At 44.9% G+C, this 20084-nt stretch carries 15 protein-coding genes; 13 read left to right on the top strand and 2 right to left on the bottom strand.

Features of this window, described 5'->3' with window-relative positions:
- Positions 1-86: 86 nt before the first annotated feature.
- Positions 87-1223, top strand: a complete 1137-nt coding sequence (gene lpxB, locus QVC79_RS10715; RefSeq protein WP_270592844.1) for a lipid-A-disaccharide synthase — start codon at positions 87-89, stop codon at positions 1221-1223.
- A 7-nt stretch (positions 1224-1230) separates the two neighbouring features.
- On the opposite strand, the gene QVC79_RS10710 is transcribed toward lpxB, so the two are convergent.
- Positions 1231-1881 carry an AlbA family DNA-binding domain-containing protein gene (locus tag QVC79_RS10710; RefSeq protein ID WP_270592845.1) on the bottom strand — a complete coding sequence of 217 codons (651 nt, stop codon included), beginning with the start codon at positions 1879-1881 and terminating at the stop codon, positions 1231-1233.
- Positions 1882-1981: 100 nt separating this feature from the next.
- Between QVC79_RS10710 and QVC79_RS10705 the strand changes: the two genes are divergently transcribed.
- From QVC79_RS10705 to QVC79_RS10670, 8 genes are all read left to right on the top strand, one after another.
- Entirely contained in the window at positions 1982-2545 is a 564-nt protein-coding gene (locus QVC79_RS10705) for a sigma-70 family RNA polymerase sigma factor (protein WP_087422015.1), read from the top strand.
- A gap of 154 nt (positions 2546-2699) precedes the next feature.
- Positions 2700-3875 (top strand): FecR family protein, encoded by a 1176-nt coding sequence (locus QVC79_RS10700; protein WP_270592846.1) that lies wholly within the window; start codon positions 2700-2702, stop codon positions 3873-3875.
- A 14-nt stretch (positions 3876-3889) separates the two neighbouring features.
- Positions 3890-7204 (top strand): SusC/RagA family TonB-linked outer membrane protein, encoded by a 3315-nt coding sequence (locus QVC79_RS10695; RefSeq protein ID WP_270592847.1) that lies wholly within the window; start codon positions 3890-3892, stop codon positions 7202-7204.
- Positions 7205-7214: 10 nt separating this feature from the next.
- Positions 7215-8594 carry a RagB/SusD family nutrient uptake outer membrane protein gene (locus QVC79_RS10690; RefSeq protein ID WP_270592848.1) on the top strand — a complete coding sequence of 460 codons (1380 nt, stop codon included), beginning with the start codon at positions 7215-7217 and terminating at the stop codon, positions 8592-8594.
- Between the two features lie 31 nt (positions 8595-8625).
- The gene (locus tag QVC79_RS10685; protein ID WP_270592849.1) at positions 8626-9849 is read left to right on the top strand and encodes a DUF4929 family protein; all 1224 of its coding nucleotides are present in this window, start codon (positions 8626-8628) and stop codon (positions 9847-9849) included.
- 4 nt (positions 9850-9853) lie between these two features.
- Complete coding sequence (locus QVC79_RS10680) at positions 9854-12685, top strand: M16 family metallopeptidase (protein ID WP_270592850.1); 2832 nt, start codon at positions 9854-9856, stop codon at positions 12683-12685.
- A gap of 36 nt (positions 12686-12721) precedes the next feature.
- Complete coding sequence (locus QVC79_RS10675; RefSeq protein WP_270592851.1) at positions 12722-13594, top strand: ChaN family lipoprotein; 873 nt, start codon at positions 12722-12724, stop codon at positions 13592-13594.
- 129 nt (positions 13595-13723) lie between these two features.
- Positions 13724-14128 (top strand): hypothetical protein, encoded by a 405-nt coding sequence (locus tag QVC79_RS10670; protein ID WP_124316994.1) that lies wholly within the window; start codon positions 13724-13726, stop codon positions 14126-14128.
- Between the two features lie 182 nt (positions 14129-14310).
- Here the strand turns inward: QVC79_RS10670 and hcp are convergent, their stop codons facing one another.
- Positions 14311-15954, bottom strand: a complete 1644-nt coding sequence (gene hcp, locus QVC79_RS10665) for a hydroxylamine reductase (protein ID WP_270593386.1) — start codon at positions 15952-15954, stop codon at positions 14311-14313.
- A 213-nt stretch (positions 15955-16167) separates the two neighbouring features.
- Between hcp and QVC79_RS10660 the strand changes: the two genes are divergently transcribed.
- The 4 genes from QVC79_RS10660 to QVC79_RS10645 all read left to right on the top strand — a co-directional run bounded on the left by QVC79_RS10660 (position 16168) and on the right by QVC79_RS10645 (position 19980).
- Positions 16168-16836, top strand: coding sequence for a Crp/Fnr family transcriptional regulator (locus QVC79_RS10660; RefSeq protein WP_270592853.1), 669 nt, complete (start codon positions 16168-16170; stop codon positions 16834-16836).
- Between the two features lie 168 nt (positions 16837-17004).
- Positions 17005-18042, top strand: a complete 1038-nt coding sequence (locus tag QVC79_RS10655; protein WP_270592854.1) for an AI-2E family transporter — start codon at positions 17005-17007, stop codon at positions 18040-18042.
- A 375-nt stretch (positions 18043-18417) separates the two neighbouring features.
- On the top strand, positions 18418-19479 hold the full coding sequence (locus QVC79_RS10650; RefSeq protein WP_270592856.1) for an MBL fold metallo-hydrolase: 1062 nt from the start codon (positions 18418-18420) through the stop codon (positions 19477-19479).
- 108 nt (positions 19480-19587) lie between these two features.
- The gene (locus QVC79_RS10645; RefSeq protein WP_270593388.1) at positions 19588-19980 is read left to right on the top strand and encodes a hypothetical protein; all 393 of its coding nucleotides are present in this window, start codon (positions 19588-19590) and stop codon (positions 19978-19980) included.
- The last annotated feature ends 104 nt before the right edge of the window (positions 19981-20084 follow it).

Genomic DNA, 20084 nt, shown 5'->3' with positions numbered 1-20084 from the left:
TTAAGTCATTTAGCGTCATTTTTCCCGTTTTTCGAGGTTATTCCAGAGATTTTTCGTAAGTTTGCCCAAAGAATAGAAAAAAGTCAATGAAATACTACGTTATTGCGGGAGAGGCATCGGGCGATTTGCACGCCTCTAATCTGATTAAGGGATTGAGAAAGTTTGACCCGGATGCAAAGGTCCGCGGGTGGGGAGGTGATTTGATGCGGGAGGCCGGATGTGAGATTGTTCGTCATTATAAGGACACGGCCATCATGGGTTTCCTGACAGTCTTGAAAAATCTGGACAAGATTAAGGCAAATATTGACGCCTGTCACCAAGATATTCTGGCATGGCGGCCGGATGTAGTGATTCTCGTGGATTACGGTGGTTTTAATCTCCGGGTGGCTAAATTTATCAAGGAGGCGAATATTCCCGTGTTCTATTATATTTCCCCGAAAATCTGGGCTTGGAACACGGGACGGGTGAAGAAGATCAAGCGGTTGGTGGATCGTATGTTCGTGATTTTCCCGTTTGAAGTAGACTTTTATGCCCGGTATGATTATTCCGTGCAGTATGCCGGAAATCCGTTGGTGGATGCTATTCACGACCGTCCTTTCAAGAACGAAACATTCAATGAGTTCGTGCAGGTAAATGGCTTGTCCGGTAAACCGATCATCGCTTTGGTGGCGGGCAGTCGTTCGCAGGAATTGAAACACGTGTTGCCGAAGATGCTAACTATGGTAAAACATTTTCCCGATCATGAGTTTGTGATAGCGGGAGCCCCGTCAATGAGTGACGAGGATTATGCACCTTATTTGCAGGACGTGAAGGTTCGGATAATTTACGGGCAGACCTACCGGTTGGTACAACAGGCTCGTGCAGCTTTGGTCACGTCAGGAACGGCCACGCTGGAAACTGCGATTTTGCGGACACCCCAAGTGGTTTGTTACAGTGGGGAAGGGGGGGCGTTGAGTTATTTCCTGTTTAAGACCTTTGTTAAAGTGAAATATATTTCGTTGGTCAACTTGATTGCCGGTCGAGAAGTGGTAACCGAATTATTGATGCAGAAATTGAACGAGAAGAACCTGTTGCGGGAACTCTCGGCAATCCTTCCGGAAGGAGGGAAACGACATCAGATGTTGGACGGATATGATGAGGTGAACGAGAAATTGGGTGATGCCGGAGCATCCGAACGATTTGCCCGAATGATGATTGACGAGTTATCCCGGTTCCGTGGGTGAGTTGAAATCATGAACTCTTTTCGTTTTGTCTGAAAAGGAAACGCTGCCCGTCAAAATACGGTTCGATGAGTTCAAACCGGATGAATTTGGCTAGCGTGTTTTCTGCCTTGGGACGAGATATTTTTGCCATGTGGCAGTACTGGTTCAGGGTGATTGAGTCGTGTGAAGAAAGGTAATCCAGTAACATTTGTTCTGTTTCCGTGTAATGTACGAATACTCCTTTCGGGGTTCCGACTTGTTGCCATACTTTGATATGTACGGGGGTGGCAAGTATGTTTTCATCCCGAACCCGGATGTAGGCCCACCAGCGGTTATCGTGATCCTTGGCACAATAGGGTTTCTGTTCTCCCGGTGGAACAATGACTTCGAGAACAGTACGCCCTTCCACGGTGTGGACGTGCATTTCACAATCTATTTGCGGTTTGCAGTAAAGTTTTGCGGCAGCCTCGATCATGTAAATCTCCTCTTCCGAGCGAACTCCGGCAATCTTGCCGTTATCCTTTACTCCTACGAGCAATCGTCCCCCGTCCGTGTTGGAGAATGCGGAAAGGGATTTAGCGATCTTGCGAGCATCGGAAATCTCGAATTTGAAATCCTGTTGCTGGTGTTCTCCCTCTGCAATTCGGGTGTGTATGTAGTCGGCTTTTGTTTGAATCATAGTCTGGTTGTTTTTCTCCGATTGCAAAGATATTGCAATCGGATTGTATGTTCTTTGTTTAAAGAAATTTTAAGTTATCTTTGTCAAATAATTTTAAGTTATGGATCAGCGTGACCTGTTATTGGATTATTTGCACCAAGGGAAAGAGAAGGCGTACGAGTTACTCTATCACTATTATTATGTTCCATTGGTTTTGTTTGCGGGGAAGTATGTGGGGAATGAAGAGGTTGCAAAAGATATTGTGCAGGAGTTCTTTATATCGCTGCTTGATAAAGAGATGGCGTTTGATAATCGGATTGCGCTGAAAGTATATTTATATACGGGAGTGAGAAACAAATCCTTGAATTATTTACGTCATTTAAAGATCAGGAGACAATATGAAATGAAAATGTTGGAAGAGGGAGAGAATCAAGAGGTGTTTTTAGAGCGAATGATGGAAGAGGATGTGTTTGCACGAATTTTAACTACCATAGAACAGTTGCCACCGCAATGCGGAAAAGTTATGTCGTTGACGTTAAAAGGGTATAAAATCTCAGAAGTGGCGGAGTTAATGGGAATTTCTCTGGAAACGGCAAAAGAGTATAAAAAGGATGGTAAAAAGAGATTGTATAATAAATTAAAAGGTGGCATATACTCAATATTTATAGGTATTCTTTTCTCGTAAATACCCGGTTTAAGGTATTTCTACGACCAAACATTTGTAATACGTTTGTGATCGAATTTTAATTTTTTTTTATTCTTATCCCCCCGTTTTGTTTTCTGAAGTGTTTCTGGGCAAATGAATGTTAGAAACGGAAGAAAAGAAAATTTATTTGTTTATGGATAAGGAAGAAAATGTATTTAAAATATCAGAGTTTATTTCCAAGTCTTTAGATGATTGTTTGGAAGAAGGGGAATTGCAGGAGTTGGAAAAATGGTTAACGGAGGACGAGCGCCATCGGGAGTTGTTTGCTCTGTGGAGTTCGACCGAGCTGATGGAGCGTAAGGCGGAAGTATACGAGCGTTTGGATTATATGAGGGTATGGGAAGAATTTAGAAAAGTGAGACAGGATAAACTATCTGCAAGGCGTAGAAGGATAAGGATTACATGGATGAAGTATGCGGCTATGTTTATCGTTCCATTGGGAATTGCGGTTGCGTTACTTTCCAAGGAGGACATAAAAGAAGAGAAGACGGAGGAACCGATAACGGTGAAAGCCGGGAAATCTCAAGCCGTATTAGTCTTGTCGTCGGGAGAAAGGCAGGTCCTGGATTGGGGAGAAAGAAGTATAGAGGACGGGGGAATGAAGATTAGTGCGGATTCCGGGCGGATCAGTTATGATGGCAAATCGCTGTCGGGTGCGGGCGTGCAAGATGCATTTCATATGTTGGAGGTTCCGCGGGGAGGAGAGTATTTTATGACTTTAGAGGATGGGACTAAAGTGTGGTTGAATGCAGCGACACGATTGAAATATCCGGTGGTATTTGCAAGCGGGATTCGTAAGGTGATTTTGGAAGGAGAGGCTTATTTCGAGGTCGCTCGTGATACAAGTCGTCCTTTCGTGGTAGAAACCGTGCAGGCTAAAGTGAGCGTGTTGGGAACTTCTTTTGATGTGTGTGCTTACGCGGAAGAGGGCAAAACGTGGACAACTTTGGAGGAAGGCGTGGTAGAGGTAGAATCTATGGATAAAGGAGAAAAGGTGAGAATGGTGCCGGGCGAACAGGTTTGTTTGACCGGGGGGAAAGGAATGGAAAAATACAAGGTAGAGACAGCATTGTTTACTGCTTGGAGATCGGGACGTTTGGTCTTTAAAGATATGCGTCTGGAGGATCTGATGCGTAATCTGGCACGGTGGTATGATGTGAAAGTCGAATTCTACCGAGAAGAGGCGAAAGATATTGTATTTACTGGTGATGTAAAGAAATATGAAGATTTGAACGAGGTGTTGGAGATCATCGAGCTTACGAGTGACGTGCATTTCACGATAGAAGGACAAAGTATTATTGTACATTGAAAAAATTAGGAACTATGAAAGGTAAGTATGTTTTCAGGCGTATTTTATGGGGCTTGTTGTTCGTGTTTATGTTTGGGGGGAGTGTGTTTGCCCAACAGAAAAAACTAACAATTAATTTGAAGAATGGTTCATTTGCCCAGTTGACAGACCAAATCAAGAAACAGTCAGATTACACCTTTTTCTTTAACAATGCAATGGTTATGAACTTGAAGAAAATGACTATTCAGGTGAAAGAAGTTACGTTGGATTCTGTGTTGAATATTGCCTTGAAGGGTTCAGATCTTACCTATAAAATAAAGGACAAAACGGTTATATTATATGCGAAGGAAACCCCGGAGGCGGCTTCCAAAACAGTCAAAATCCAAGGTCAGGTGAATGATGAAGAGGGGGCAGCATTACCGGGAGTAAATGTTTTTATCAAAGGAACAACGGTGGGCACCGTGACCGGAATAGACGGGAATTATTCATTGGTCGTACCTGACGTGATGGGTATGGAGGTCGTGTTTACCTTTATCGGTAAAAAGACAAAAGAGATTAAATATACGGGCGATCGTTTTATGAATGTCGTGTTGAAAGACAGTTATAACGAGATGGACGAAGTACAGGTAAGGGCCCGGGCAAATGTTAACGAGATTGATGTACGGGCCAAAACGGGCGTGGTGAATGAAGTGGATGTTCGGCGCATGAACAATAAACCCGTGTTGGATATGGCGCTTGCCCTGCAAGGTATGGCTCCGGGATTGATTGTGACCAACAAAGGGGATTTGGGTAGTAAACCGGAGATTCGTATTCGCGGAACGTCTTCTTTGCGGGCGGGAGATGCGGCAAACGAACCATTGTATGTTCTGGATGGTCAAGTGATTTCGTCGGATGCTTTTTTAACATTGAATCCCAATGACATAAAGGAGATCAAAGTGTTGAAAGATGCTGCGGCTTGTGCGCTGTATGGAATCAAGGCGGCAAACGGGGTGCTGGAAATCACGTCCCAACGAGGTACAGCCGGGAAAATGGTATATAATTATAGTTTCAGTGGGGGTGTGACTCTTCGGGGACGTCGGGGGGTAGATATGATGGATTCGAGAGAAAAGCTGGAATTAGAACGTCGACTGGAAAATACAGCAACTCCGGGGTATCGATACAGTGAAGATTACTATCGGAAATATCATGCGAATGATCCGAGTTTGCAGAGTTTAATTGCCAGAGGGCAGCAAATACTGGATTCCTTGTCACGTATTAATACGGACTGGTTCAAAGAGTTATTGCGTAATAATTTCTATCAGGAACATAATTTGAGTGCGAGAGGGGGAACGGAGCAAACCAGTTTCTATGCCTCTTTGAATTATTCGCAACAGGGAGGGCGTATTCCCGGAAACGATATTAAGCGGGTAACGGCACGGTTGAGCGTAGATCAGGAGGTAACCCCAAAGTTGTATGCATCTTTGAGTGTGAATGGCGGGTATTCTCTCACGAACACGCCGAATGGTACGAGTTATTCTCCAACAGATTTAGTGTATCAGTTGAATCCTTATGAAACAAAAGATGTGAACGCAGAGTTGGTTTCCTTTCCGGGAAGAACGTATGCGGATTTGTTCAACCAATACAGTGAAGAATCATCAGATAAACGGGCCGGAGTTTCAGGAAGTATAAACTTCCGGGGAATCGAAGGATTGGAGATCGCTGCCGTTGCGGGTATTGATTACGTGTTGTCCGAGAAACTGGGAATCACGCCTCCGACCGCATATTCTGAAATTACAAGTGGTGTTCCGGAACGGGAACGGGGAAAATTGACAAAAGATAAGAATACTACCATGAATTTGTCATCGAATGTACGTGTGACTTATAACCGGACATTCGGAAAACACGATTTGACATTGGGAGCGAATTTTGACTTTTATTCCGATCGCTATGATAATTTGGGAATTACAGGTTATGGATTGACTAAGAAAATGCAGTCTGCATCAGGAGTAAATCAGTCAATAGAGGGCAACCGGAAGCCATCATTCACTTCAAAGAATGAGAAGACGGCCCAGTTGGGTATAGGAGTTTTAGCCGGGTATTCCTGGAATAATATCTATGATTTGTTCGGAACATATAAGAGTGATGCATCTTCCATATTACCTAGTGATAAACGTTGGAATTCCGCTTGGGCAGTCGGTGCCGGATGGTCGTTGAAGAATTATCCTTTTTTGCAGGACAATGGGGTATTGACTGAGTTGAAATTAAGAGCATCTTACGGTTGTACGGCAAGTTTACAGGGAGTTTCTCCTTCATCGGCTGTGGCTACTTTTCAATATTCCGAGGATTCGTATGGAGACGATCAGTTGTTGTCATTGATGGGATTGTATAATGCCGATTTGAAACCGGAACAGACCATTGATATTGATGCGGGAATTTCCCTAGGGTTATGGAATCGGGTGACGTTGAATGCCGGATGGTATCGCCGTCGTACAAAAGATGCTTTGCTGGATGTGCCTATCCCGGCTTCGAACGGCTTTACTACGTTGAAACGGAATATCGGTATTTTGGAAAATAGCGGTGTCGAGGGTGAATTGTATGTAAAAGTCGTGGACCGGAACAACTGGCGGATGTCCGGGCGTTTGAATCTTGCCTACAATCAGAATAAGGTCGTGGATTTGTATCACACGGATTGCCTGTACACGTCAGAGTATGATATGGTTCCCAGTTTTGAGGTTGGAAAATCGTATGATATGATATATGGTCCCGTGTCATTAGGGATTAATCCGATGACGGGACTTCCGGTATTTCGGGGAGCTGATGGACAAGAGATTGCCGCAACGGAAAAACTGACACGGGAAGATATGGTTGCCTTGGGACATTCCACCCCGCCTTATTCCGGTAGTTTTTTTTACTCGGTGTCCTATGGTAACTTTGATCTGGATGTGGATTTTTACTTCGTGTTCGGAGGTAAAAAGGCGTATAGTTTTTCATACGTGCGAGAGGTAAGCAATGCTAATTATAATGCGATTGAAGGACAGGTTGAGAATATGTGGTTTCAGGAAGGAGATGAAAATAAGATTTACCATCGTCCCTATTATTCCTCGGCAGCCGTGGATAATCTGAAATTGTATGCTAACAGCCGTACCGTGGGAAGTAGTGATTATTTGCGTATGTCTTCCTTGTCATTGAGATATAGATTGCCTTATTGGTTAATCGAGAAGACAAAGAATGTGATTCAGTATGCGTCGGTTGCTTTTCAAGCATCCAATCTATTCACCTTGACCCGTTACAAGGAGTCTGACCCAGAATCCGGCTCGTTAGTGGGGACGCAACAACCGGTGTTTACGTTGAATTTGAGTGTAAGTTTTTAATATATAAGATATGAATTGGAGGATAATAATTTGTGTGGTTGGCTTCCTGATGGGAGGTTGCTCACTTAATATACCGTTGGAAGATCAGTTTTCCGATCCGGATGCAATAACGGATGTTTTGTCGGCTCGTTCGTTGCTGGCATCTGCCTACGAGGGATTGCCTCAACACTTGTTCGAGTACTCGGTTCTATCGGATGATTTTTGTCCCACCCAACATTTAGACCGGGATGCCACGTTGAAAAATCTGTATGACTGGCGGGAGGTTGAAATGACAGATTTGGCGGGAACATTATGGACCGAATATTACATGGTGGTGGCAGAGGTGAACGCTTTGTTGGCCCGGATGAATGGGGTGATCACGTTGAATGATGCCGAAGCGGAGGAAAAGGAGAGGATTATTTGTGAGGCCAAGGGGTTGAAAGCATGGTGTTATTTTGATTTGTTACGCCTGTTTGCTCCTCGTTATGAGGGAAATGAGTTGAAGGACGGGATTATTTTGAAAGACCGGGTGGAGCTTGACTTTTTGCCTCGTTCATCCATGAAAGCTTGCGTGGAGGAAATCCGAAAATTACTTAAAGAGGCTAGAAATGAGAAAAATGCAATGAAGAATGTACATTGGCTATCCGATAAGAGTATTGCTTATTTACAAGTCGAATTAGAGTTGTATGTGGGTAATTATTCCGCTGTATTGGAACAGACGGAAAATTTGGAGTCCGAGTATCCGGCAACAGTGTTAGGCTCCGGAGCGTATGGGGCGCTTTGGAGTGGCAATGGCTCTGAGGCCCGAATTTTCGCAAAATATCAATTGTCCCAGATTTATGAGGGAATTCGTTTTGAAACCTTCGACAAAGGGGATTACTTGGTACTGACGGATGAGGTACTATTTGAGGATGGGGACATTCGGAAAGAATGGTCGGAAGTGGAGTTTGTGATGCCGGATGCTCGTGAAGTTCGTTTACTGGGAAAATATAATAAAATGAACCGGGATGAGATTGCAAGTAAATACGTGAACATGGCACGGGCTGCCGGAATGTGGCTGATGCGTGCGGAGGCTTTAGCTCGTTCGGACCGAAGTGGTGATGCCGTGAATTTGATGAACCGGATGATGGAACAACGGGGAGCTACCGCATGGAATACGGGATTGTCGGGTAATGAGTTAATAAATAAAATTCTGGAGGAACGTAAAAAAGAATTTGTGGGTGAAGGAGTCCGTTTTTTTGATATGAAACGATGTGCTATTCCGGCCAAACGCTACAGCGTGTACGGTAAACAAGTGTCGACTACGATTAAGCCGGACGACTATCGTTGGACCTTACCGATTCCGGCAAGTGAGTATCGGTATAACACGTTAGTCAAACAGAATGAAGGATGGCCGGTATTGGCTGTGTAAAGTAATAGGTATAAATTATAAAAGTTTAGTTATGAGTACCATGGGGAAATTGCAAATCATGCTTTTATTGTTAATCGCCGCTTTTTCCGGTTGTTCGGAATCGGACGAGAGAGAATATATGGGGAAGAATTCGATATATATCAGAACAGAGGGAGATCCGGTAATATTGGCGATGGACAATGAACCTTTGAAGGCGACGTTAATGTTGATACGTGCCTATGATAAAGACGTGTCTCTGGAAATTGACGTGAAATACCTGACAGAAGGGGTGGAAGACTTGGTGACCGTGAATCCTGCCGTTGTGACCATTCCGGCGGGAGAAAAGAGTGTAGATTTTGAGATTATTTCAAATGAAAAGGGAGTTGTGGAGGATAAAGTGCATTTGGAAATAGGAGTAAAATATCCATTGCCGGAAGCGGATATGGGGAAAGTGGAGGAGGTGTTGCGTGTTGTCGTGAAACCTTATATGGAGACCGAGGATTTAACCGAGGAACAACAGGCTTTGCTGGAAGGGTACAAGGCGAAAGGGTTGGATTTGAGTAAGTGGATAGGGGTGATCCCGGTAAAGGTGAGCGTGGAGGTACCACCTACGGATGGCTTGGAATCTTTAATTAACGGGATGAAGAAGGTGTATACCGGAAAGACCGTGATTACGTTGAGTGAAGATGCGACGGCTGAACAACCGATACTTAAAATGACGAATAATCCGATGGGCTTGACCGAATTTATGTATGATATGTTGCGTAAGGAGACGGTTGAAAATGATATGTATTGGTATTACGATGTTGAAGAGGGGGAGGTAAATCCTTATATGGCAATGATGGAATTAATCGGGCTTTCTAAAACAAGTTTAGAAACTTTTGAGATGACGTTGGATAATATTCGTGTTGATCTTCCACAAAACGGTGTATCAAACGTGGAGTTTCTGGGGGGGAGACCTGATATATGGGATGAAACAGAATTGGTAACCGTCGTTCCTTTTGCTTATGACTATTCTGCATGGAATCGTTTGAAGGAGATTCTGGATGCAGGAGATAATGAACTTGCACAAGAATATGTGGAGTATGGAGCCACTCTCGATCCTACCCAATATCTGTTCTATTCGGGAATAGATGAAGATTACTGGGAAGATGGTAATTGGATCGAACCTCAGGGAGTATTGACGGGTAATAAACTGACGTTCCAGTTTAATTTTGATCATTATAGTGCCGGAGGATATAGCATTATTAGAGTAGAATACACTTTATCTGAATAGCTTTATGAATATGTTGAGATGCTTGTTTACAGTATGTTTGCTAGGAATGTTTTTTTCGATAGCGGAAGGACAGAAACGTGTTCCAGCAAATGAATTGATTGCGTTGCCAGAAGGTACTGTGTACAAACAGTTGCCCAATGGATTGCATTACGTTATTAAACAAAATGATATGCCGGGGCATAAGGTTGAATTCCGTTTGATCCTGCGTGCTGGCTCGATCTTGCAGACCGAGAAGGAAGGCGGTGTGGCACACTTCCTTGAACACATGGCTTTCAACGGGACGGAACATTTCCCGAATAAGGGAATCGTTGAATTTCTTGAGTCGTTGGGAGTGAAGTATGGATTTGGGATTAATGCCTTTACCGGATTTGACCGGACAATTTATATGTTTTCCATTCCGACAGACCGACCGGAAGATCTGGATCGGGGATTGTTGATATTGAAAGATTGGTTGACGGGCATTCAAATACGTCCGGAACAGGTTGAAAGGGAAAAAGGAGTGATATTGGAAGAGGCCCGCGGGTATGATGTGGGTGATCCTTTCTATGATGTGAAAGTCGGGGAAACCCGTTATAACGAACGGATGCCTTTGGGGACCCCAGAGGAGATAAAGAGTATGACTGCGGAGAAACTGGAAAACTTTTATCGGAAATGGTATGTGCCGGAGTTGGCCACGATTGTCGTGGTTGGAGATTTGAATGTCGGGGAGATGGAAGGAAAGATCAAAGAATTGTTTGAAGGAATTCCCGCAGTAAAAACAACCGGATACAAGGAATATCCTTTGGAGTACAAAGAGAAGGTGGCTTATCAGGAAATGCAGGATTCGTTGATTACTCGTTCGACATTAGAGTTAATATTACCGAAAGTTACCACCGTGCAATCAACTTACGGTGACCGTTTGCAAAAGATAAAAGAACAGTTGTTCGTGTCGGCTGTCAATGCTCGCTTTAAGGCACAAGATTTACGGGTTTCGTTGTCCGACAACTGGTATCTGAGTGACAAAGATCATCTGGTGTTTTCCATTGACGGGGAACATGGAACCGAGATTAAGGGGAAAATCGTGGAGGTCGTGAGTACTTTGAAACAAATTCGCGAACAGGGATTTTGTGAGCCGGAATTGGCAAGGTTAAAAGAAAATGCCATAAAACAATTAGGGAAAATCTATGCAGTCAAGAGTTCCGAACAATGGTGTGAGGATTTTGCCGACTTGGCAATTTCGGGCGAGCGTTACGTGACGGATACCTTACATAATGGTTGGCTTGCCACTCAAATACGCGGAATTGAAAGTAGGGAATTGCAGGCCTTGGCGGGTAAGTGGTTCGGGCGTTTATCCCATGTACGTGCAGCCTATCATTATAACCCGTTAAAAGGAGAAAAGTTGACGGAAAAAGAAATTCAGGGCTCTTGGGAGGAGGGAGAAAAAGTCTCTCGTGGTGTGTACGAGTATGTGGTGGAGGAAGAGGAAGAACAGGAGAAAGTGGCTGTCCCTGAATTTTTAGTACGTAAATTTACACCTTCCCGGCAGTTGATTGTTTCGGAACGCATGATTGATGGGCTGGACGTGAAAGAAATTTGTCTGACGAATGGCGCACGGATTATTTTAAAACGGACGAAAGATGAGGATCGACAAATCACGTTAACCGCTTTTGCTAGGGGAGGAGCCTCGGTACTGACTCCCGAGAATTACCCCTTGTTGGAAGGCGTGGCAGGTTACATGGAGATGGGGGGAATCGAGAAGATGGATTATGACTCGTATTGTGAAATGTTGGCACAGGAGGAAATGGCTTTTTCCGTAACGTTCGAACCTTACTGGCATGGGTGGATTGCCATGGCTCCGGCAGACAAGGTCACTGAATTATGCCATTTGGTGTATGAAAAGTGTTTTTATCCGGAAAAGCGGTATGAAGATTTTGAAGATGCCAAACAAGATATGTTGGCAAATGTGGGACAGGAAACGGTGTTGTCGAGGATGTTGAAAAGTGCGCCGGACAGGCAGATGGCAGCACGAATAGATCAGTTGATGGGTAACTCCTTGTCAACCGGGAAAATGGCCGAGAGCCGGGAGGAAATAGAGGCAATGAATCTGGACGACATTGCTGCCTTTTACAGGCAGTTGTATACAAATCCCGATGGATTGGTGTGTGTCGTTTGCGGGAATTTTGATATGAACGAGGTGGAACGTGATTTGGTCGCGGTTCTCGGTATGTTTCCCGCGCAAGAAAAAGTTAACGACTGGGTATTGCCGGAGTTTGATTACCCGGAAGGAGGTTTCCGGGAGATATTCCCGAATGAGAATGAGGGGCAGACAATTTTTGATTATCTCTATTATGGGAACTACGAGGCAGGATTACGCAATTCTTTGATGTTGAAATTGGTGAGGGATGTTGTTCGCAATCGCTTGCTGAGCGTGTTACGGGAACAGGAGTCTTTGCTGTATTCTCCATACATGCTTTTATATTACAAAGGATTACCGCAGGCTGGATATTATTTTGATATTAATGCCTCGGTGGATACTAAAAACATGGAGAAGGTGGATCAGCTGTTGAAGGAGATTATCCGGGATGTACAGGAGAATGAAGTGGAAGAAAACGAATTGGCTGCATTGCAACGCTCTTTTGTCGTGACTCGGCGTGAGGTGGTAAATGATTACGCTACCGCGGAGTGGAAGAAGTATTTGATGGGTGCTTTGCGGGATGGAGAGACGTTGGACGATTTGGCTCGTTACGAGGAGATTCTGTATTCGATCACCCCGGCAGATCTGAAAGATGCCTGTCGGAAGTATCTGAATATGGAGAGATGTGGTGTCTTGTTAATGCAGGGCAAGGAATCGAAATAAAGTATTTTCAAGTAGTAACGGAATAAATGATATAGTATGAGGAGTTGTTTGACTATTTTACTGGTAATGTTGTTGGGTTTAACCAACTATGGTAAAGGACAGGAAAAGAAAGCTTACCGTTTGTTTGATGCGAAGGGAAAGGAAATCGAATATAAAGAGATGATGAAAGTGTTGAGGGCGCAGGATGTCGTGTTTATCGGTGAGGTTCATAATTGTGCCATAGCCCACTGGTTGGAATACGAGATGGTGAAGGACTTGCACGCTGCCCATAAAGACAAATTGACAATCGGGTTGGAAATGCTGGAGGCGGATAACCAGTTGATTGTAGATGAATATATTGGACGGTTGATCTCTTCCGATCGTTTTGAAGAGGAGGCCCGGTTGTGGCCCAATTATCTGACAGATTATGCACCTGTTGTCGGGTTAGGACGTGAACACGGGTTACGGGTGGTTGCGACGAATGTACCCCGGCGATATGCTAATATGGTGAAAAACGGGGGATTTGAGGCTTTGGAGAAATTATCGGGAGAGGCTAAAAAATATATCGCTCCCCTGCCGATTGATTACGAGCCGGATGAAGCCGCCGCCGGAATGTTTGGTTTGATGATGATGACTTCGGGAAAACATACCGATCCGGAGAATGTAGCTAAAGCTCAAGCATTGAAAGATGCCACGATGGGATGGTTTATTGCCCAGAATTTGAAGTCTAAATTTGTACATCTGAATGGGAACTATCATTCGGATTTTAAGAAAGGCATCATCACCTATCTGAATAAATATCGTCCCGGTTTGAAGATTGCAACCGTATGCTCTGTGCGGCAGGATGATATAAAAAAATTAGGGGAAGAAAATGAAGGACGCGCGGATTTTTATATCTGTGTTCCAACTGATATGACCATGACATATTAGGATATTTCGAAAATTCTTCCTATCTTTGTACTAGAAAATGAGACATGAATCCATATACATCCGTGAGGGATGTTGGTTTGTGTCTCTTTTTTTATGGGTGTGAGAGTGTCTAATCAAAGTAATTGGTGCATGGGAAGAATAAAAGAAAAAAAGCGAGTGGCGGCAGCGAGTAGGGGACAGGTTCATTTGAATACTTTAGGTATTGATGCGGCAATCAAGGCTTACAGGACGGCAGTTCTTGATAGCGAACGGATGCAGGAAAAGATCCGGGAATTGATCCGTATGGGGGATTTTTGCCGGGAGGTTTGCCGGGATGAGGAGGCTCTTGATGCTTACGAGCGAGCCCTCTCGTGTTGTCGGGAGAACGAGAATAAGCGATCCCCCCGTTTCTGGGAGGTGGCTTGTTATTGTGCGTCCCGTGTGGATGAGTTATCGGCTCATCAGCGAAAAGATTGTTCGACAATGGTCAGTCTGGTTGATTTTTATGCAGATAATTTTGAGGGCGTGTCAAAAGCCTTTTGGCACACCCTCTAGTTTATAAAGTTTGTAAAGTTGAACCTTTGGTTCTGAAAGTTCATAAAGTCCGTTGAGCCTAGCGGGCATTTTCTCTACGGTAGCTTTGCTACCGATGAACCCGGTCCGAAAGACTTCCGTTACCTTATGAACTTTATAAACCTTATAAACTTTTGATACTTCTTTAAATCAGGTCGTGTGGATTAATTTTCCAAAAAGAATTTCAAATCATCATCCGCAGTCGTGATCCCGGCGATACCGAATTTTTCCACGAGTACTTTCGCCACGTTTGGAGAAAGGAATCCGGGTAAGGTCGGTCCGAGGTGGATGTTCTTCACTCCAAGATAGAGCAGGGCTAACAACACGATGACAGCTTTCTGTTCGTACCAAGCGATGTTGTAAACGATAGGTAATTCATTAATGTCTTTTACCCCGAAGATTTCCTTCAGTTTCAAGGCAATAACCGCCAGCGAGTAGCTATCGTTACATTGTCCGGCATCCAGTACTCTTGGAATACCGTTAATATCCCCAAGGGGTAGTTTGTTGTAACGGTACTTGGCACATCCCGCGGTAAGGATCACCGTGTCTTTCGGGAGTTTCTGGGCGAATTCGGTGTAATATTCCCGGCCTTTCATCCGGCCGTCGCATCCTGCCATAACGAAGAATTTACGGATAGCCCCAGACTTCACGGCTTCCACGACTTTGTCTGCCAGTGCGAACACTTGGTTGTGGGCGAATCCTCCAATGATACTTCCGGTTTCGATGGCCTTCGGTGCCGGGCATCTTTTAGCGTGTTCGATGATTTCACTGAAATCTTTCGGTTGGCCGGGCTTGCGCTCGATATGCTTGAATCCGGGGAAACCTGCCGATCCGGTCGTGTACACCCGGTCCTTGTAATTTGCATCCGGATGCGGGGGAACGATACAGTTCGTGGTAAATAGCATCGGGCCGTTGAAATGTTGGAATTCATACACTTGTCTCCACCACGAGTTACCGTAGTTTCCTGCGAAGTGTTTGTATTTCTTGAATGCCGGGTAGTAGTGTGCGGGGAGCATCTCGCTGTGGGTGTAGACGTCCACACCCGTGCCTTCCGTCTGTTCCAGAAGTTCGTACAGGTCTCGCAGGTCGTGACCGCTGATTAGGATACCGGGATTTTTCCGCACGCCGATGTCCACTTTCGTGATTTCCGGGTTACCGTAAGTGTCCGTGTTGGCTTTATCAAGCAAGGCCATGGCATCAACGCCATTTTTACCACATTCAAGAACCATCTGCACGAGTTGGTCGGCAGACAGAGGGAGCGTGGTGGCTACTAGTCCCCGGTCAATGAATTCGTAGATGGACGGGTTCTCGTGTCCGAGATTATAGGCGTGTTCCGTGTAAGCAGCCATTCCCTTCATCCCGTAGGTGAGCATCTCTCTTAAAGAACGGATGTCCTCGTTTTCGGTGGAGAGAACTCCCACGAATCCGGCTTTCGATTCCATTTCTTCCAATGTGTTGGCTGTCCAGAAGGCTCCCTCGAACGTGATCTTTTCGGGTTTCCCGCCTTTGTCGAGGAAGGTCTGTTTCAGTTGTTCCCGTAATTTGATAGCCTCTTTGATTTTTTCCACGAAACGTTGTTTGTCGAAGTTCGCGTTTGTGATGGTCATGAACAAGCCATCGAGAATAAAGCGATCTGCCGAGTGGTCAACGGCATCGAGGGCTCGGAGTTGTACCCGGTAGTGGGCGATCCCCTTTAAGATAAATAGTAGTAAGTCCTGTAAGTTAGCGACATCCGGTGTCTTTCCGCATACGCCGCGGACCGTGCATCCGGTTCCTTTTGCTGTTTCTTGGCATTGATAACAAAACATTTTTTCCATGGTCTAGTGTGTTTGATAAATAATTTCTTTAATTGTTTGTCGCGAATGTACGGGTGCGATAAAACAATAGTTGTAATATAAATTACAAACGTGAATTTAATTTTCAATAATTTATACGAGAGTGAATGAAAAAGGTTAAAAGTAAGATAAGGTGTTAAAGAAGAAAGTGATACATTTGTGTATCATTTAAAAGATAACAAGAGCATGGATATAGCACGACTTTTCGATTGCCCTTTATGCACGGGAATTCCCGAACGGGAGAGGGAGCAGTTTATAGAAGGATTTGATTATAGCGTGAAGAGCTATATGAAAGGGGAAGTGGTTTTCCGGCAGGGAGACGTGTGCCGGTTCCTTTATATCTTGCTGGAGGGGGAAGTCGAGGCGGAAATGACGGATGATTCGGGAGCCATGTTACGAATTGAGGCGATCCGGGCGCCGAGAGCGCTTGCCCCAGCGTTCCTTTTTGCCGAGGACAATCATTTCCCGGTGACGGCTACCGTTTCGGAGAAGGCCGACGTGTTTATTGCCACGAAAGAATCCGTGTTCCGTCAGATGGGGCGTTATGAAAGTTTCCTGCGTAATTTTCTGTCCGTGAACGCGAACCGGACAACTTTCCTTACCGGGCGTTTGCAGTTTCTGTCATTCAAGACGATCCGGGGAAAATTGATTCATTATATTCTGGAACTGGCCTCCCCCGATAAGAAAAAGGTGTTGTTGGGAAAGTCACAGCAGGAATTGGCCGAATATTTCGGGGTGACCCGTCCGGCATTGGCTAAGGTGTTGTACGAGCTGGCTGACGAGGGGATGATTTCCGTGAATCGCCGGGAAATTATCATTCTGGATCGGGAGAAGATGCGGAGGGCCTTGAGTTAGCCTGTCGTGCTGTCTTGTCGGGTATGAGGGGGAAAGAGTTTGTCAGTTATTGTAAAAGGGGGATATAAAATTAAACATTTTTTCGTCGTTTTCGTTAACACGATAACCGGGCGGATGATCATTCGGACATCTGGCTGGGGGCATATCGTGAACTTAAATTGTGATAAAATGAGTCTTAAAGAACAATACTGGAGATATTCCCTCGTGGCAATTATTCTGTTGCTGGGGATTCTTATATTTTTTCAAATTCTGCCGTTTTTCAGCGGGATTCTGGGTGCCATGACGATTTATATCCTTCTGCGTAACCAGATGTTGTATTTGACGGAAAAGAAACGGATGAAACGTAGTATCATGGCTATTCTTCTGTTATGCGAGACGATTCTTTGTTTTCTTATCCCCCTGTCGATTGTCGTGTGGGTATTCGTGAACAAGTTACAGGCCATAAACCTTGACCCGCACAGTTTGATTGCCCCGGTGGAACATGTGGCTGAGCTGATCCGGGAAAAAGTAGGGTATGATCTTTTGAGCAAAGGGAATATAGATACGATATTGGCTGCCTTGCCGAAAGTCGGTCAGTTGCTGATGGGGAGTATCAGTAGTTTTGCCATTAACGTGGTGGTGTTGCTTTTCGTGCTTTATTTCATGCTGATTGGCGGGCGGGATATGGAGGAGTATGTGAGCGAGATCCTGCCGTTTAATAAACGGAATAAAAAGAATATATTACACGAGTTCAACATGATCGTGAAGTCGAACGCGATCGGAATTCCCCTGCTTGCCGTGATTCAAGGGGCCGTTGCCATGCTGGGATATTTTATATTCGGGGCTCCGAGTCCCGTGTTGTGGGGATTCTTGTCCTGTTTTGCCACGATTATCCCGATTGTCGGGACGGCGTTGATCTGGGTCCCGCTGGCGTTGTACATGGGGATGACTGGACATTGGGGAATGGCGATCGGCTTGGCAGCCTATGCTCTGGTCGTGATCTCGAATGTCGATAACCTGGTTCGGTTCATGTTGCAGAAGAAGATGGCGGACACTCACCCGTTGATTACGATTTTCGGGGTGGTCATCGGACTTTCCCTGTTTGGTTTCATGGGGGTGATCTTCGGACCTTTGCTCCTGTCGATATTTGTCTTTTGCGTGAACATTTTTAAAGTGGAATACCTGGAAGGGGAGGGACGGACGAGATCCAAGATATACAAGCCTTGATTCGTTTTGTTTACAGATGGTAATGAATGGGGTGTGCTATCCTTTTTTCGGGGTATTACTATCACAAGCCCGTTTCTACTCTCGACCAATAGCGTTACCCCGTCATCTCGAGGTGGGGGAATGGCGGGAGTGAAAGGGGTATATCTTCGATAACAATGGGTGTTCTCTGTTTACTTCCGGAATGTCATTTCGTGATTGCGGGAATTAGGGAGGATGTTTAGGGAAAGTTCGGGAATCACGGGGAAGCGTAAACCGTAATTTAGGTATGAATACCAGTAATTCGTGTACATACGGGTTGGGAGTATTTGCTTATTTTTGCGATAGATTTAATTTTGAGTTGTATTTATGAGATTAATAAAAAGTTCAAGAAAGCGTATGGTACTATGGATTATTCTGTCGATCGTGGTGGTTATGGCCATTGTCGGGATTGTTTTCGTGAATCAGCCAAGTTTCGGGAGAATCCCCCGGGGAGAACGGCTGGCAAGGATTGAACGTTCGCCGAATTACCGGGACGGGGCTTTTCGCAATATACATGAAACTCCTTTAATGACCTCGGATAAGGGGCGTTTACGGGGATTACTGGATTTCGTTTTTAAGGATAAGACTGGACTGCAACCGGACACGGCGTTGACCGTGGTGAAAACGGATTTACGGCAGATCAACCCGGAAGAGGACGTGCTGGTGTGGTTCGGACATTCATCTTATCTGCTTCAAGTGGATGGAAAACGGGTACTCGTGGACCCGGTGTTCTGCATGGCTTCCCCGGTGTCTTTTATTAACAAGCCATTCAAGGGAACGGACGTTTATCACCCGGAGGATATGCCGGATATTGATTATCTTGTTATTTCCCATGATCATTGGGATCATCTGGATTATCATACCGTGCGGGCGTTGAAAGACCGGATCGGGAAGGTGATTTGCGGTTTGGGTGTCGGCGAGCATTTCGAGTACTGGGGGGTTGACAAGGAGCGCATTATCGAGTTGGATTGGGAGGAAGAGGTTCGTTTGGATTCCGGTTTTGTCATGCATTGTCTGTCAGCCCGGCATTTTTCGGGGCGGGGACTTTCCGCCAATAAAACGCTGTGGGCCTCGTTCTTGCTTGAAACTCCTTCCCGGAAGATATATTTGGCAGGAGATGGCGGTTACGACACGCATTTTGCCCGGATCGGGGATTGTTTTCCGGGTATAGATTTGGCCATTCTTGAAAACGGACAGTATAACGAGGGATGGAAGTATATCCACTTGATGCCTGATTACTTGACCCGGGCAGCCTTGGACCTGAAAGCGAAGAAGGTGATGACCGTGCATCATTCCAAGTATGCGCTGGCCCATCATCGTTGGGATGAGCCGTTACGGAACGAGATGAACATGGCAAAGAACGACTCGTTACACGTGTTGATTCCTGTGATTGGCGAGGTCGTGAGGTGGGGAGAGTAGTTCTTGGAAAATGGTTCGTTTTGTAAACCAAATGATTTAGTGAATTTTATTCCTTCGCATGGATATTATTTTTTATTTTTGCTTGTAAATATATTGGAGGATGGTATTATGGTAAAACAGGATTATCTCGTGCGCATGATTCAAGAAATTATTTCTGCAATCGCTAGGGCTATATTGAACAAGAAGAAGATTCGTCAGCAGGATCGGGACGAGTATGACTTGTTGACGCAGCAAATGTTGGGATTTCCCGTGAAGGAGCTGGCGACGATGGATGTGCAGGAACTGATTGACCGGTATGCCAACGAGGAAGACAGGATTGGTAAGCTTGAACTCGCATCCGTGTACCTGTTGAGATTTTCTGAGGAAGTGGAGGATGATATTTTATTGAAGTCGAAACTACGTCAGGATGGGATTCGTTTGCTTAAATATGTTCAGCAGGAAGATACAAACTTTTCAATACAACGGGATTGTCTGATCCGGATGTTGGAAACGAATCAGTAAAATTTGGGATGTCGTTTGGGAATGTCGGGATAATGTTCTACTTTTATAACTCGTCATTTGGTTTGATTGTATAGAAAAGGTTGTGGTTGAAAGAAAGTACGAAA

It is taken from the genome of Butyricimonas sp., from assembly GCF_019423355.1.
GTDB lineage: Bacteria > Bacteroidota > Bacteroidia > Bacteroidales > Marinifilaceae > Butyricimonas > Butyricimonas faecihominis.
The sequence above is the reverse complement of the archived record's forward strand: the minus strand, read 5'-3'. Positions and strand labels throughout refer to the sequence as shown.

Excerpts from the sequence above, each read along its gene's own strand:
- lpxB (WP_270592844.1), top strand. The coding sequence starts at position 87 with ATGAAATACTACGTTATTGCGGGAGAGGCATCGGGCGATTTGCACGCC.
- QVC79_RS10710 (WP_270592845.1), bottom strand. The coding sequence starts at position 1,881 with ATGATTCAAACAAAAGCCGACTACATACACACCCGAATTGCAGAGGGA.
- QVC79_RS10705 (WP_087422015.1), top strand. The coding sequence starts at position 1,982 with ATGGATCAGCGTGACCTGTTATTGGATTATTTGCACCAAGGGAAAGAG.
- QVC79_RS10700 (WP_270592846.1), top strand. The coding sequence starts at position 2,700 with ATGGATAAGGAAGAAAATGTATTTAAAATATCAGAGTTTATTTCCAAG.
- QVC79_RS10695 (WP_270592847.1), top strand. The coding sequence starts at position 3,890 with ATGAAAGGTAAGTATGTTTTCAGGCGTATTTTATGGGGCTTGTTGTTC.
- QVC79_RS10690 (WP_270592848.1), top strand. The coding sequence starts at position 7,215 with ATGAATTGGAGGATAATAATTTGTGTGGTTGGCTTCCTGATGGGAGGT.
- QVC79_RS10685 (WP_270592849.1), top strand. The coding sequence starts at position 8,626 with ATGAGTACCATGGGGAAATTGCAAATCATGCTTTTATTGTTAATCGCC.
- QVC79_RS10680 (WP_270592850.1), top strand. The coding sequence starts at position 9,854 with ATGAATATGTTGAGATGCTTGTTTACAGTATGTTTGCTAGGAATGTTT.
- QVC79_RS10675 (WP_270592851.1), top strand. The coding sequence starts at position 12,722 with ATGAGGAGTTGTTTGACTATTTTACTGGTAATGTTGTTGGGTTTAACC.
- QVC79_RS10670 (WP_124316994.1), top strand. The coding sequence starts at position 13,724 with ATGGGAAGAATAAAAGAAAAAAAGCGAGTGGCGGCAGCGAGTAGGGGA.
- hcp (WP_270593386.1), bottom strand. The coding sequence starts at position 15,954 with ATGTTTTGTTATCAATGCCAAGAAACAGCAAAAGGAACCGGATGCACG.
- QVC79_RS10660 (WP_270592853.1), top strand. The coding sequence starts at position 16,168 with ATGGATATAGCACGACTTTTCGATTGCCCTTTATGCACGGGAATTCCC.
- QVC79_RS10655 (WP_270592854.1), top strand. The coding sequence starts at position 17,005 with ATGAGTCTTAAAGAACAATACTGGAGATATTCCCTCGTGGCAATTATT.
- QVC79_RS10650 (WP_270592856.1), top strand. The coding sequence starts at position 18,418 with ATGGTACTATGGATTATTCTGTCGATCGTGGTGGTTATGGCCATTGTC.
- QVC79_RS10645 (WP_270593388.1), top strand. The coding sequence starts at position 19,588 with ATGGTAAAACAGGATTATCTCGTGCGCATGATTCAAGAAATTATTTCT.